This window comes from candidate division WOR-3 bacterium (assembly GCA_039801245.1).
Classification (GTDB): Bacteria; Hydrothermota; Tepidihabitantia; order Tepidihabitantales; family Tepidihabitantaceae; genus JAOABP01.
Genome location: JBDRUF010000013.1, coordinates 21,596 through 35,397 on the forward strand (window position 1 = coordinate 21,596; position 13,802 = coordinate 35,397).

Here is a 13,802-nt window from a genome sequence, read left to right on the forward strand (position 1 = left end):
AAAATATCGCCCCTTGTCAAAAAGGGCAGGGGCTTTTTTGACCGTTGCTAAATTTTTGCTATCTTTATTTAGTCTTGGTTGAAATGGCAATGGCAATCACCTTATGAGCACAGAGGAAAAGCCTGAAGAGGAACTGGTGCAAGAGGCGCTCGCCGCGGTTGACTTCCTTATTGAGCAGAGCCGGGCGAGGTTTCCTGAGGATCTGCCCCTCCTGCATCCCGAAAGGCTGAGCGCCTGGCGCAACGGCACAGGTGGCTCCTTCCTGACCGCAACCAAAACCAAAGAGCCCGACAACCCCCTTGCCCAGACCCTGGAGAGTCACCGCGCCTATGCCGAGGCGCTCCTTCTCCAAGAGCAGTTGCACAAAACCAGTTTTGACATCAATCGCCGCGAGGAGCTCATCCAGCGCGCCCTGGGCATCCTGCCCGCATCTGCCGCCGCCCGTTTCCTGGAAATCCACCCCTGCACCGTTTTGCTGCCCCGCAACATCGCCGACTCCACTGAAAAACTGCTCAAGGCGCTGGAACTGGGCACCAGCCTGATAGGTGAGGCATACGCCTTTGCCTACATCATGCTCATCGTTGCCGGGCTCCGCGCCCTTACCGAATTTGAACAATACGGCAGCAAACTTGACAATATCTTTGAACAGGTATTTGCTGCGCCCGCGGTGACGGAGGTGCTGAGTTTGAGCAACCTCACCGAGAGCGGTGCCGGTTTTGAGCCCCAGTTCCGCCTCCTCATCGGGGTCAGGGAAAGGCTCTTTGCGCTGAAGCGCTCCCGGCTCGCACCAACCGGCTTTCTTTTGACCAGCGTCATTGACGCCTATCTCTCGGACCGACCCAGCGCCGGGAACGCCCTCGGACTGGCGGTTTTTGATACGGTGCTTATTACCCGACTCGGCTTCCCTGTCCGTTACATCTATAAGGAGGGTGTTATCTTAATTGAGGTGTTGATAACAAACCGTTCGGTTTACTGGGACCCCACAAAACCTGTGCCCCTTAGCTTTGAGCCGATGTTTACCGGGCAGAGCCTCACCACCACTGACCTGATTGGACTTACCTACGCCTCACTGGCAAGTTACCATTTCTCCCGCGCCGAATGGGACAAGGCGATTGCCCACTACCTCCGGGTCCTGGAATTTATCCCTGACTCACCCGAGACCTATGCTAACCTTGCCCTCTGCTACATTCGCAAGAACGAACCGGATAGGGCGATAAAGGTTCTTGAAGAGGCAATGGTTTACGCACCTAACTATGCCTCGCTCCCCTATCTCCTTGGCATCGCCCATTCCCAGACCTACCGCTGGCGCCAGGCGGTTGCCGCCTATAAAAGGGCGCTGACAATCAATCCGGATTTTCCCGAGGCGCTGTTCAACCTGGGCATCGCTTTGGAAAAAATGGGCAGTTTTGAACAGGCGGTTGCCGCTCTTAAAAAGGCGGTGGAGATCAAACCCGACTACATCCCTGCCTTTCTCGCCCTCGGCAACATCCACCTTGAAGAGAGGCGGTTTAAGGAGGCAATCACCTGGTATCAAGAGGCGCTGAAATATGACCCCAGGCTTGTTTCTGCCCATTACAATCTGGGGCGCGCCTATTACGAACTGAGGGATTTGGACAGCGCCATCCACTCCTATCAAGAGGCAATCAAAATTAACCCCAAACATGCCGGTGCCTGGCACAACTTGGGCATCGCCTATCGTGACAAGGGGCTTAAGGAAAAGGCGGTTGAGGCGCTGGAACAGGCAATCGCCCTCAACCCCACACTCATGCGTTAAGATGGACATCCCAAGGAGGAACTATGCCTGAACGGTTGCGTTTTGAGACCTTGCGGTCAATGGAGATCTCATTTAATCGGCTGAGCCCGGGCTTTGGTTGCGGGCTGATGCTCTCCAGCCTGCCCGCGTTTACCTCCTCTGACCCCTTAATCACCATTATGAGCAACTACGGCTTTGAGAAAATCTATGCGGACAAAACCGCCCAGAAAATCCTCACCAATTCCGGACTGCTCAAAACCTTTTACGACAACGCCTTTAAAAACAAGACCCCCTTGCAGCAGAACTTCCGCAGCACCTTTGGCAATCAGGAAATCTTCCTTGTCTTTGACAACGCCCTCAAGACCGCCTGGTTCATCGCCGAGCCGCAGAATAAGATTGCACTTGCCAACTACTTTCGGGATGCGGTCTCCTTCCGGCTGAAGAGTGAAGGCATCGTTTTGTTTGGCTCCACCAACAGACTAACACCAGTGGGCTGGCAGAACCTTCACGACCTGCTCCAGGAAAAATTTATGCAGAGGCTCGGGCGGATAGAAAGGGTGGAAATAGCGAACCTCTTGACCGGCGTGCGCTGGGCGCCCCCCACACTCAAAATCGGGGTCACGCTCCTCAATATGAAGGAGTTTAAGGAGATCTGGGCAACGGTTGATGCCGCATTAAAGGGGGGTCCTGCCGAGGAAACTCAACGCTGACAATTAAATTGAATGGACGATAAAGAGCGTGAATTTGTTCTCGAGCGCCTTGACCTGGCGGTCAGAAAAATTGAACAATGCCCGGGGATTGTCCCTTTAATCCCAGAGGTGAGGACCAACATCGCCTTTGCCCTGAGTGGTGCCAAAAGCCCGGAGGATGTGGCTGCGGTTGATGGCAGAATCACCGTGGTTAACAACCTTCCCAAAGCCGCTGGTCCGGTTCGCTTCGGTGCCTCTGACCACCTTGCCCGGCTCATCATCGAACTCCACAAATACTCTGAAGAAATCCGCTCCGCCCTGAACTTCCGCTGGAACGAAAGGATTCACCAGTTTGTTACCGAATGGGCAAAAGTGGAGAAAAAGCAAATCGGCATGATTGACCGGTCAAAAGAACCAATAGAGTTAATTGGCAAGGACAAGATGTCAGTAACCTGGAAGGTGAAAGAGATTTTATCATCAACCGGCGGAGGTGTCCCCGAAATTGTTTATGAAACCAAGGGCTGGGGAAAGGAACCGCTGTTTCTTCTGATTGGCAAGGACCCGGTTGCCCTTGCTGAACAACTGGTTGCCATTGCCCGAGGCTACAATCAAAATGTCAATGGCAAGAGGTAAAATGAATTCAAAACGGTGGCTTCTCCTCTTGACTTTGATATTGGCTCTCACATTTATGCCTGCCTATCCTGGAATCAAAGTTATGCCGGTTGATGAGATTAGACCTGGGATGAAGGGCACCGGCTACTCGGTCTTTTCCGGGACAAAACCACAGGAGTTTGATGTTGAAATAATTGATGTGATACACCGCACCTCCCCACGGGGTGACCTCATCCTTGCCCGTCTTGCCGGTGCCGGACTGGAGAAGACCGGCGTCATCGCCGGGATGTCCGGCAGCCCGGTGTACATTGATGGCAAATTGATTGGTGCCCTTGCCTATGCCTGGTCATTTGCCAAGGAGCCGATTGCCGGCATCACCCCGGCAGCGGAGATGCTGAAGATCTGGGATTTGCCCGACTCTAACAAAACCAGGGGTCAAACCCGCACATCACCATTAGAACGCTCCAACCTCAATTTACCGCCCATCCCGCTCGCCATCTCCGGCTTTAATAAACGGCTTGAAGAAATTATTACCCCAAACCTTAGCCGGCTTGGCTTCCAGCCGGTTGCCGCCGGCATTGCCACCGATGATGTTGATACCGCAGACCTTGTTCCTGGTGGTGCGGTTGGGGTGGCACTCCTTGACGGTGATGTGCGCGCGGCTGCGGTTGGCACCATCACCCATCGGGAGGGCAATAGAATCCTTGCCTTTGGTCATCCCCTTTTCCTTGCCGGGGCAACCAGATTACCGATGACCGGTGGCAGGATTCATACCGTGCTGCCATCCCTGGAAATCTCTCACAAAATGTTTTCCCCCACCAGACCTATCGGCATTATCAATCAGGACCGCATGACCGGCATCAGCGGCATCATCGGTCCCCAGGCACCGATGATTCCGGTCAATGTCTATCTCCGCTCAAGCGCAACCGACGACACCTACCGCTTCCGTGTTGTTGACCAGGAGCAACTCACACCTGATTTTCTGCCCATTGGGCTGATCAACATCATCCTTGAAACCGAAGGGCTCTTGGAGGAGTATACCATCGAATCAAGGATGCGGCTTTACCTAAAATCCCCTGCCCCCGCTGCCGAAATCAGGCATATCTTTACCGGCACTGACGCAATCTCAGCAATGTTTAGTAAAATCAACTCCGAACTGAACATGCTTTTTGCCAATCCGCTTGAGGAGCTGGAACTCAAGCAGGTGGAAACCGAATTTAATTTTATTCCAAAAAGAAAAAGCGCCCAGTTGGTCTCTGCCCGTCCTGACCGCACCCGGCTCAAACCCGGTGAGACCCTTTCGGTGCGATTGCGCCTGCGCGACTACCGTGGCGAGGAGAGCGAAAGGGAAATCCCCATCCCCATTCCTGCCACAACCCCATCCGGAACAATTGCCATCACCATTACCACCCGGGACGAGTTTTTCGCTGCGGAAATGGGGCGGGCGAATAAGACCCTTGAACCCACATCCCTGAAAAAACTCCTCAAACTGCTTGCAGAAACCGGCAGGGAGGATGAACTGATTGTTGCCGGGTTTGCCCGCACCGCCGGTCTGACCGTCGGTGACAAGGAACTTCCCCAGCCGCCACCATCCCTGCGTCAGGTGCTTCTTGCCACCAAATCGGTTGGCGAAATCCAGCCTTTAGGCTCGAGCCTTTTGTTTAAACAGGTTGTGAAGATGGACCGGGTTATCCTCGGCTCGGCAAACTTTGAACTGGAGGTAAAATGAGATTTCATTTCCCAGTTTGCATTTTGACTTTGGCGGTTATGCTTAACATTGCCCCTGCCGCTGTCTTCACCTTTGTCCCGAACGAACAGGTTTTTTCCAACCTTGACCAGATTGAGTTAAAGAATGTTTATTTCCCTGTTCAGGGCAACATCAAACTTGCACCCAAATTTGTCTCCCTCTGCTCCCTTGATGATGCGGGAATCTGGTCAATTGCCCTTGACCGCTCCCAAAACATCTATCTTGGCACCGGCAATCAGCAGAGGCTCTATCGCCTTGGCGCCCGTGCCCGGCAGCCCCAGCCAATCTTCAGCGCTGACGCCGGTGAAATTTTAACGGTAACAACCACCCCTGATAACACCATCTATTTCGGCACCAGTCCGGATGGCATTATCTATCGTATCCTTCCCCGGGGAGAACCAGAATCACTTTTTGCCACTAATGAATCGTATATCCATGCCCTTCTGCCCGCACCGGAAAAATCGCTTCTCTGCGCGACCGGTCCTAATGGCAAACTCTTTCGCATCACCCCTGACCGCGGCTCAGATTTAATCTTCACCGCACCTTCTGCCCATATCACCTGCCTTTACTGGCTCTCTTCTGGCAGGGAACTTTTGCTCGGCACATCACCTGGCGGCACGGTCTATCACCTGAAATTCACCAGCATCGGTGCAAAGCCTGAGGTCGCTGTGCTCTATGACACCCCGCTTGATGAGGTGCGCGCCATCGTGGCTGACAGCCGCTCCATCTATGTGGCTGCCAATCCTGGTGAACAACCATCCCCCAACCCCGGACCAAATCAGCCGGTAGTCTATTGCCTTGATAAGGAGGGTCTCGTCAAATGGCAGTGGCTCTGTCCGGAATCGGTTGTCTTCAGCCTTGCCCAGTTTAACAATCAACTCCTGGTTTTGACCGGCAACCGGGGAATTGTCTATACCCTTGACAGCCTCGGTCAGCCCGCGGTCATCTGCCGGCTTAATGAGCCGCAGGCGGTTGCCTGTATTTCTTCAAACAACCGCCTTTATTTAGGCACCGCCAATCCGGCAAGGCTCTATTACGCCGATATTGGCTTTGCCGACTCCGGTTTTGTCACCAGCCCGGTATTTGACTGCTCAAGCCCTGCCCGTTTTGGCAAAATTGAACTGCGCGCCCGCGTCCCTGCGGGAACCGAGATTCACCTTGACACCCGCTCCGGCAACAGAGAATTGCCCGACTCCCTCTGGACGAACTGGCAGGAGGCAAAGGGCAAAATCGCCTCACCGCCCGCCCGTTTTATCCAGTGGCGCTGCCGGCTCTACTCCAACCTCTCCAATGCCAGCCCGGAACTTGAGCGGGTTGACATCTACTATCAAGGGGTCAACCGCCCGCCGGTCATCTCCAGACTTGAGATAAACCCTGTTTCAGAACCGGATGCCCGCCGCGGCAACGCCCAGCCCAAAAGGCAAATCACCTGGGAGGCGCATGACCCGGACTACGACTCGCTTGTCTATCAACTCTATCTCAAACCCGAGGAGGAAACCTCCTGGCTGGAGCTAAAAAAGGACCTTGCCGAACCCCGTTATGAACTTGACACCCGCACCATCCCTGACGGCTGGTATCGGCTGCGCCTCGTTGCCCTTGATGCGCCTGACCGCCCAGAAAAAACTGCACTCAGCGCCGAGCGGGTCTCCTTACCCTTTGCCATTGACAACACCCCGCCGGTAATTTCGGAGATAGGTGTCTCGGGCAACCGCGCATCCTGGAAAGTATCGGACAACCTCTCAACTATCGTTGCCTGCCGCATCTCAATCAATGCCGGTGACTGGCAGCCCTTGGAACCTGAGGACGGCATCTTTGACTCATCTGAAGAGCGCTTCTCAACTACATTTGCACCCATTAAAGGAATAAACACCATCGCGGTTTGGGCAACCGATGCTCAGGGCAACGCTGTTACCCGGCGCGCAAGTTTCACCAGCCGCTAAATCAGCCCCGCCTTTTTAAACGCCCTCTCCAGGCGCCGCACCTCAGAATGGTGGGTCATATCCAGATGCAGGGGCGTAACCGAAATATAGCCTGAATAGACCGCCTCAAAATCAGAACCCCTTGTCTGGGCAAAACCCATCTCACCGTCAATCGTATAGCAGACACCGCCATCCGGCAAAACCCCCTTAATCGCCATATCCTTATAGATTCTCTTGCCCAGCCTTGTCACCCGCACCCCTTTGATCTCCCCTGCCGGGATATTCACATTCAAGAGGCACTTTTTTGGCAAGAGCCCTTTCAAAAGCAGGGGCACAAGTTGGTGAAGGAAATCCCTTGCCGCCTTAAAATTTTTCCCATCCTCAAGATAGGAAACCGCCACCGCCGGTATCCCCAAAAGCGCCGCCTCAATCGCTGCCGCCACCGTGCCCGAATACAAAACATCATCCCCAAGGTTGGCGCTGTCATTTATCCCGGAGAGGACCAGACCGATTGAGCGCCGGAAGATGCCGTGATGCGATATGAGCACGCAGTCGGTTGGTGTGCCCAGAACCGCAAACCAGCCCGGCCTTCTCCTTTCCACCACAATCGGCTTGCGCAGGGAAAAGGAGTGGCTTGCCGCAGACTGATTTTTTGCCGGTGCCACCACAAACCTCTTGCCCAGCCCCCTGGTGGCAACAAACAAATCCCTTAAACCCCTTGCCTCAATCCCGTCATCATTGGTGAGAACAATCAAAGGCTTTTCCATCTCGCACCTGCTAATAAAATCACCGCCCAATTTTACTCCTCAGCCCAGTTCGGTCAAACTTATCACCCCCTTGCCCAATTTTCAAATCACCTGAGGGATTACCCCGGGTTGGGGTCTGAAATTCTGAAGAACTTATCCAAAACATTAAATATCAATAAAATAGAAAAATTAACCCGATAATAATTTGTATACTTATAGGTATACTTTTCTCCTTGACCCTGTCTTAGTATCCCGGCATAATTTTATTGTGTTAAGGAATCTTCTGAACATTTCCTTCACCATCTTAATTACCATCCTGTTTCTCAATTGCAAAAAAACAAACACCGCCAGCCGCCCGCCCAATAAACCGGCAATCCCATCAGGTCCATCAACAGGGGCAAAGAACACCCTTTATACCTTTACCACCATCACCACCGACCCGGATAAAGACGGCAACACCCAAAACCCCTGATGGAGTTGACTTCAACCCCCTCCTTGTTAGAATGAAATCGGGTGGCGTAGCTCAGATGGCAGAGCAGTGGAATCATAATCCACGTGTCAGGGGTTCGATTCCCTTCGCCACCAGAAAAACTTGAGCGTTAACCTGTTGATACTGTTAATTAACACCAATAAAACCTGCGGCGGAGCCGAAAGGTTCCGCCATTATTTTTATAAGGAGGCAAAATGGGCTTAGAAGAGTCAAAGTCAAAATACATCTGGATGAACGGCAAATATCTCCTCTGGGAGGATGCGAAGATTCACATCTGCAGCCATGTGATTCACTACGGCACCGGCGTGTTTGAAGGTCTGCGCTGCTACAAAACACCGAAAGGACCGGCAATCTTCCGGCTTAAGGACCACACCAACCGGCTTTTCAACTCGGCAAAAATCTACCGGATGGAGATCCCCTTCACCAAAGACCAGATCAATCAGGCAACAGTAGAACTCATCAAGAAGAATGAACTTGACGAGTGCTATATCCGCCCGATTGTCTATCGCGGTTATAAGGAGTTGGGTGTCAACCCATTTGGCTGCCCGGTTGAGGTTGCGCTCATCACCTGGAAATGGGGCAAGTATCTTGGACCGGAGGCGCTGGAGCAGGGGGTTGATGTGATGGTCTCATCCTGGAGCCGGATGGCGCCCAACACCTTTCCGGCGATGTCCAAAACCTGTGCCAACTATATGAACTCCCAGTTAATCAAGATGGAGGCATTGACCTATGGCTTTGTTGAAGGGATTGCCCTTGATGTCTACGGCTTTGTCTCTGAGGGCTCGGGTGAGAACCTGTTTGTTGTCCGCAACGGCACCATCTTCACCCCGCCCTTGCACGCCACGATTTTGCCCGGCATCACCCGCGACACCATCATCACCCTTGCCCGGGATTTGGGCTATGAGGTAAAGGAGACGATGATGCTGCGCGAGATGCTCTACCTTGCCGATGAACTGTTCTTCACCGGCAGTGCGGCTGAGGTGACGCCCATCCGCTCGGTTGACCGGATTGTCATTGGCGATGGCAGGTGCGGACCCGTGACCAAGAGACTGCAACAGGAGTTTTTTGCCATCATTGAACTGAAAAGGGAAGACAGGTACGGCTGGCTCACATTTGTCTAATGAAGGTTGCGCTTGGTAGTGACCATCGCGGCTTTGCCTTAAAGGAAAAACTCAAACCCTATCTTGAAAGATTGGGATACAAAACCATTGACAAGGGAACCTTCTCAAAAGAACGGAGTGATTATCCCGACTTTGCCTTCCTTGTCGCCGAGGCGGTTCAAAAGGGCAAGGCAGACCTGGGCATCTTAATCTGTGCAACCGGCATCGGGATGTCCATTGCCGCCAACAAGGTCAAGGGTATCCGAGCAGGGCTCTGCCTAAACACCAGGATGGCGCGCCTCTGCCGTGAGCACAACAACGCCAATGTCCTCTGTTTAGGTGCAGATTTGCTCACAGTCGCACAGGCAAAAAGAATTGTCCGGGTTTTTCTTGAAGCCAAGTTTGCCGGTGGTAGGCACAGCCGCAGACTGAAAAAAATCGCCTCCTACGAACAAAGTTCGTAGTTCGTAGTTTAGGGTTGGCAGTTCGGATAACTAAGAACTAAAAACTATGAACCAAGAACTATCTAACGCTGCATCGCAATGATTGTGAGAATCAGTGAAACTGTGGGAATCCCGAAGTTGGCAATAATGGTGACATAGTCCTGCCACCATTTAATCCCGTATCTCGGCACAATCACAATATCGCCCTGCTCTATTAGCGGATTGGTTTTACCCGAAATCCTTTTGCCATTCCTGACAACCACAACCCCACCCAGATTGCCGTTCTCGGTCGGTCCGCCTGCCTGTCCGATATAATCCTGCGCCCGCAGGTTCGGGGTGTAAAGTAAAGGACCGGGTTTAGTGACCTCACCCTCAACATAAACAAAGGCGTTTATCGGCGGCACCACCACAATGTCGGCATTCACCAGCTCAATATTCTGACTGGAATCCTGTTCAAAAAGCACCCGATGCAGGTCAACCGGAATCCGCTGCCTTTTGCCCCCGCTGTTCAAGACCAGGCGCTCAACATAGCAGTTGTGCAAATCTGCCCAGGGCGTGATGCCACCCGCCTTGCGAATGACATCAAACACCCGCTCACCCGGCTTGAGTTCATACACCCCTTCACTCATCCGCTCCTTCTCGGTTGTTAAAGCCGATGCCCTGATGCGGTACTCCCCCCTACCAAAGACCGCACCCCTGACCGTTACCAACCCTTCAACCGGCGGCACATAGATAACATCACCGGACTCAATGAACGGGTTGGCATTCAAATCGCCCTGATTCTCAAACCGCTCAATGTCAACATTCGCATAGGGCAAACCGCCCCGAATCAAGGAGATTTTTGTCTTTGAGCCCAATGGTGAAACCCCGCCTGCCCGCGCCACCAACTGCGAAACCCGCTCAACCGGTGAGGCGTTATAAGCACCAGGATTTAGCACCTCACCGGTAACAAAAACAATTGCCGACCTCAACCCGATTAATGTCAGTTTCACCTCGGCATCCTTGAAATACCTCCGCATCACCTTGGTCAGGGTGTCCTGCGCCTCTCGGAGAGTCAGACCGGAAACCGTAACCGCATCAACCACATCCTGATAAAGGGAAAGTTGGTCTGATGTCTCATAGGACTGTTTCAATGGGCGAACTGGCACACTTATTGTCACCTTGCCCTCATAGGTAATCAGGCTCTGATAGGAAAATGTGAGTTTACCGGTTACCGTTACCAAAAGTTTATCCCCGGGCATCAGGACATACTTTTCAGAGATTATCGGGCTTTCCACCCCGACCAGACTGGGCACACCTGAAACCGAAGGCTGCAAGAGACTCTGAATGTTAACCCCGCCCAGCCCGGTAATACCTGGCGCCTCCTGAGCATAACCAATGTCAAGGAATGCAAAAAGGATTAAGCTAACAAGGACGCCATATCTCATGCCTCTGGACTTGACCACAAAATCAATCACGCTGGATTCTAATTTTAGAATCTGCCATTGTCAATCTCTGCATCCCAACCCGCTCCTTAGGGGTAGTTGTCCCTCAAGCCAGTGTTCGCTGCCACGACTGGCAGATTGCGCTCACCACCTTCAAACTGGTAAGGAAAAACCCTGCCCCTATAAGACCAAGAACCGGTATCAAAAACAGCGCGGTTGAAATCCCTCCCAGCGCGCCACCGGTAAAGTCTAAGACACTTAAAAACCCGGCGGTTCTGCCACCGGCAATCACACCGGTTTTCTGCATCTCAATACTGGCAATCCCGAACTGCCAGCCCAAGCACATCCCGGCGATAAAAAGCACAAAGACAAAAATCACCTTGCCACCGCAAAAACCAAGCAGGAGAAGCACACCAAGGACCGCCACCAATGTTAGTTCTGCAACAAGAAACAAAATCCCGCCAATACCGCCTTTCCCCACCCTTTTTGCCATTCTTCCTGAGAGCCAGGCGCCCGCAACCGTGCCGAACATAAAGCCGGCAAGCAACAGCGCCACCCCGGAATAGACCGAGCCAAACCGCACCTGATACAGAAGAATGGCAAGGGTAGAGATTCCGGCACCGGCAAACCCTGATGTCAAGATTCCCAGACCCCTTGAGAAAAACCTGCCCCTTAACAATGAACCGGCAATTCCCACAAGTAGAACAACGGCAAGAACCAGCAAAAACCAGCCTCTCCCAATCCTCGGCACCCGCGCATAAAACCGCTTAAATACTGTTGATGAACGCCTTCCCTCCCGCACCATATTAAAGAAAAGTTCATTCGGCTTCAGGTCGCTGTTAATCTCGCCGGTAGCTATTACCCTTTTAAGAAAAGCCTCCTGCCGAAAAGGCTCAAGAAGGTTGGCAAGATAAAGAGGGGTAAGAAAGGTCAAATCCACCCCTGCCCGACTCAACCGCACCATCAGGCTCTCCGGGTTTAGGTCAAGACCTTTCCTTGCGGCAATAACCATTGGAAAGTCAAGCCCGATTGGCTGCACCTCGGGAAAGACCCGCTTCAGAGTTGCGACCCTCATCCCCAGGATTGCGCCTGCCTCAGGCTGGAGGTTCTCGGTTGCGCCTGGCGTCCTGGTGACAAAAAGCCCGTTTCCCTTCAGCCTTGCCGCACAGAGCCGGAAAAACCCCTCACTGAAAAGCCTGTTTGCACTCAGGTTTTCTGGCGCTGCAGGCACCAGGACAATCAAATCAAAACTGTCCCTGACACTCGCAAGAAACCGGCGCGGGTCATCAATCACCAGTTCCAACCTCGGGTCACTCAACTCCCGCTCAACCAGACCGCCGCCCGCCCTTCTTATCTCATCAACCAAAACCCGGTCAATCTCCACCACCTTCACCTCTTCAACCTGCCACTTCAAAACCTCACTGAGAAAACCGCCAAGAGCCTGCCCCAAAACCAGGACCCTTTTCGGCTCAGGATGCAGAACCATCGGCAGCGAAACCAGCTCCTCAAAGGTGCTCAAATCAACCAAAGGCACACCCATCACCAAGGAACCGTCATAAAGCAAAAGCCGCTGCCCCTCCCTTTCCAGGCTGACAATCTTGCCATAACCCGACTCCTTGACACCAAGAACAGCCTGACCCTGCCAGACCCTTGCCTCGAGCCGTTTCTGCAGTTCCTGTGCCGGTCCTACACCCATTGCCAGAAGAACCGCACCCAGACCGATAAAGACCGTTCTCGGCACAAAAGAATCGGTTTGATAGAAACCCAAAGCAACCAAAAAGAGCCCGGCAAAAAGGGCGACAATACCCAAGCCCGGAATCCGGGAAAGCAAAAGGAAATATGACAGTAGCGCTGCGAGAACCGTTCCCAGACCCTCATAAAAATAGGCGCGGCTCACACCGGTCCTTGACTCAAACCTGGAAAAGATTTGGGCGCATAAAACAAAAAGCCCGCCATGACTGGCTGCGGGCAGAAACACCACCGCACCGCTAACCAGAACCAGGCTAAAAAGGTTCAGACCCTCACCCGGCAAAAGACCGAGAACCGTCCTGGAAAATGTCACCCCAATCACCCCAAAAACCGAAATCAGCGCAGAAAAAAGACCGAGCCAGACCAAAAACCCGGTCTCCCTGCCCCTGATGCGCTCTGACAGCCTCCCCAAAATCCATGCGCCCAAACCCTCGGACAAAAGCCAGAATGAAAGGAAAACCCCTGAGGAAAGCTCATTACCGGCAAAAACCGCAAAAAGTTCGCGCAGCAAAATCAGCTGGGCGGAAAGCCCGAGCCCGCCCACTGTTAAAAGGGGCAGTTTGTGGTTCATAGTTTATAGCTCGGAGCTGTATGAACCAGGAACTAATAACCGATAACTATGAACCGGTTCATACTAAGAGACAGCCCTTCTCTTCATACTCCTGGAAAAGTTTTCCCCAGCCGGTCTCCTTTTTCCAGCGCTCAAAAACCTTCCGCTCCTTCAAAGGCCAGTGGATAAAGTCGTGATTGAACTCCGAGACAAAAATCGGGATGTTCACCAGCCAGGTGCGGAAGATGAGTTTCTGCAAAACCCTTGTCGGACCATACCAGGAAAGCCAGCCTAAAAACCGGTGAAAAGACATCCCCACCTCAAACCCCCAGTTCTCATTAGAGATGTCATCACCAACAACCTCAATCTCCTTTGGGTCGCCAACCCCCAAACCCTTTTCGTGTGCCAGCCGGATATACTTGATTGACAATGGGTCAAAACCCATCATCTTTGCCGCAATCGCATCAATCGCCACCTGGTCCTGTGAAGCCAAAATCACATTCTTCACCACCGGCTTCAAAGTCCGCGGCCCTGGACCATTACCAGCGGTGGTCCCATCCATCACCGCAAAAATCCCCGG

Annotated in this window: 12 protein-coding genes and 1 tRNA gene; 9 read left to right on the top strand and 4 right to left on the bottom strand. The window is 52.9% G+C overall.

All coding sequences use genetic code 11. The features are described from left to right. Window positions 1–103 precede the first annotated feature (103 nt). The 5 genes from ABIK47_03115 to ABIK47_03135 are packed head-to-tail and all read left to right on the top strand — an operon-like array spanning window position 104 to window position 6,741. Entirely contained in the window at window positions 104–1,774 is a 1,671-nt protein-coding gene (locus ABIK47_03115) for a tetratricopeptide repeat protein (GenBank protein ID MEO0019615.1), read from the top strand. Window positions 1,775–1,797: 23 nt separating this feature from the next. Next, window positions 1,798–2,463, top strand: coding sequence for a hypothetical protein (locus ABIK47_03120; GenBank protein ID MEO0019616.1), 666 nt, complete (start codon window positions 1,798–1,800; stop codon window positions 2,461–2,463). 12 nt (window positions 2,464–2,475) lie between these two features. Beyond that, window positions 2,476–3,075 carry a thiamine-phosphate synthase family protein gene (locus ABIK47_03125; GenBank protein MEO0019617.1) on the top strand — a complete coding sequence of 200 codons (600 nt, stop codon included), beginning with the start codon at window positions 2,476–2,478 and terminating at the stop codon, window positions 3,073–3,075. Between the two features lies 1 nt (window position 3,076). Continuing rightward, on the top strand, window positions 3,077–4,783 hold the full coding sequence (locus ABIK47_03130; GenBank protein ID MEO0019618.1) for a SpoIVB peptidase S55 domain-containing protein: 1,707 nt from the start codon (window positions 3,077–3,079) through the stop codon (window positions 4,781–4,783). 38 nt (window positions 4,784–4,821) lie between these two features. Then, the gene (locus ABIK47_03135; protein ID MEO0019619.1) at window positions 4,822–6,741 is read left to right on the top strand and encodes a hypothetical protein; all 1,920 of its coding nucleotides are present in this window, start codon (window positions 4,822–4,824) and stop codon (window positions 6,739–6,741) included. Here the strand turns inward: ABIK47_03135 and surE are convergent. Beyond that, the gene (surE, locus tag ABIK47_03140; protein MEO0019620.1) at window positions 6,738–7,517 is read right to left on the bottom strand and encodes a 5'/3'-nucleotidase SurE; all 780 of its coding nucleotides are present in this window, start codon (window positions 7,515–7,517) and stop codon (window positions 6,738–6,740) included. The genes ABIK47_03135 and surE overlap by 4 nt on opposite strands. A gap of 217 nt (window positions 7,518–7,734) precedes the next feature. On the opposite strand from surE, the gene ABIK47_03145 reads away from it, so the two are divergent. The 4 genes from ABIK47_03145 (at window position 7,735) to rpiB (ending at window position 9,520) form a co-directional block, all read left to right on the top strand. After that, a complete protein-coding gene (locus ABIK47_03145; protein ID MEO0019621.1) occupies window positions 7,735–7,938 on the top strand; it encodes a hypothetical protein in 204 nt (67 codons plus the stop codon). A 40-nt stretch (window positions 7,939–7,978) separates the two neighbouring features. After that, window positions 7,979–8,051 (top strand) — tRNA-Met (locus ABIK47_03150). Between the two features lie 99 nt (window positions 8,052–8,150). Beyond that, entirely contained in the window at window positions 8,151–9,077 is a 927-nt protein-coding gene (locus ABIK47_03155; protein MEO0019622.1) for a branched-chain amino acid transaminase, read from the top strand. Beyond that, window positions 9,077–9,520 (top strand): ribose 5-phosphate isomerase B, encoded by a 444-nt coding sequence (gene rpiB, locus ABIK47_03160; protein ID MEO0019623.1) that lies wholly within the window; start codon window positions 9,077–9,079, stop codon window positions 9,518–9,520. Before ABIK47_03155 ends, rpiB begins: the two co-directional genes overlap by 1 nt. 62 nt (window positions 9,521–9,582) lie before the next feature. On the opposite strand, the gene ABIK47_03165 is transcribed toward rpiB, so the two are convergent. The 3 genes from ABIK47_03165 to ABIK47_03175 form a co-directional block, all read right to left on the bottom strand. Next, window positions 9,583–10,956, bottom strand: coding sequence for an SLBB domain-containing protein (locus tag ABIK47_03165; protein MEO0019624.1), 1,374 nt, complete (start codon window positions 10,954–10,956; stop codon window positions 9,583–9,585). Window positions 10,957–11,029: 73 nt separating this feature from the next. Continuing rightward, window positions 11,030–13,243, bottom strand: a complete 2,214-nt coding sequence (locus tag ABIK47_03170; GenBank protein MEO0019625.1) for a hypothetical protein — start codon at window positions 13,241–13,243, stop codon at window positions 11,030–11,032. Between the two features lie 58 nt (window positions 13,244–13,301). Further along, window positions 13,302–13,802 (bottom strand): DUF362 domain-containing protein (locus ABIK47_03175; protein ID MEO0019626.1); only part of this gene is annotated, 501 nt, incomplete at its 5' end.

Bases quoted from the DNA above. Each gene is read 5' to 3' on its own strand.
- ABIK47_03115 (MEO0019615.1), top strand. From the start codon at position 104: ATGAGCACAGAGGAAAAGCCTGAAGAGGAACTGGTGCAAGAGGCGCTC.
- ABIK47_03120 (MEO0019616.1), top strand. From the start codon at position 1,798: ATGCCTGAACGGTTGCGTTTTGAGACCTTGCGGTCAATGGAGATCTCA.
- ABIK47_03125 (MEO0019617.1), top strand. From the start codon at position 2,476: ATGGACGATAAAGAGCGTGAATTTGTTCTCGAGCGCCTTGACCTGGCG.
- ABIK47_03130 (MEO0019618.1), top strand. From the start codon at position 3,077: ATGAATTCAAAACGGTGGCTTCTCCTCTTGACTTTGATATTGGCTCTC.
- ABIK47_03135 (MEO0019619.1), top strand. From the start codon at position 4,822: ATGCTTAACATTGCCCCTGCCGCTGTCTTCACCTTTGTCCCGAACGAA.
- ABIK47_03155 (MEO0019622.1), top strand. From the start codon at position 8,151: ATGGGCTTAGAAGAGTCAAAGTCAAAATACATCTGGATGAACGGCAAA.
- rpiB (MEO0019623.1), top strand. From the start codon at position 9,077: ATGAAGGTTGCGCTTGGTAGTGACCATCGCGGCTTTGCCTTAAAGGAA.
- ABIK47_03170 (MEO0019625.1), bottom strand. From the start codon at position 13,243: ATGAACCACAAACTGCCCCTTTTAACAGTGGGCGGGCTCGGGCTTTCC.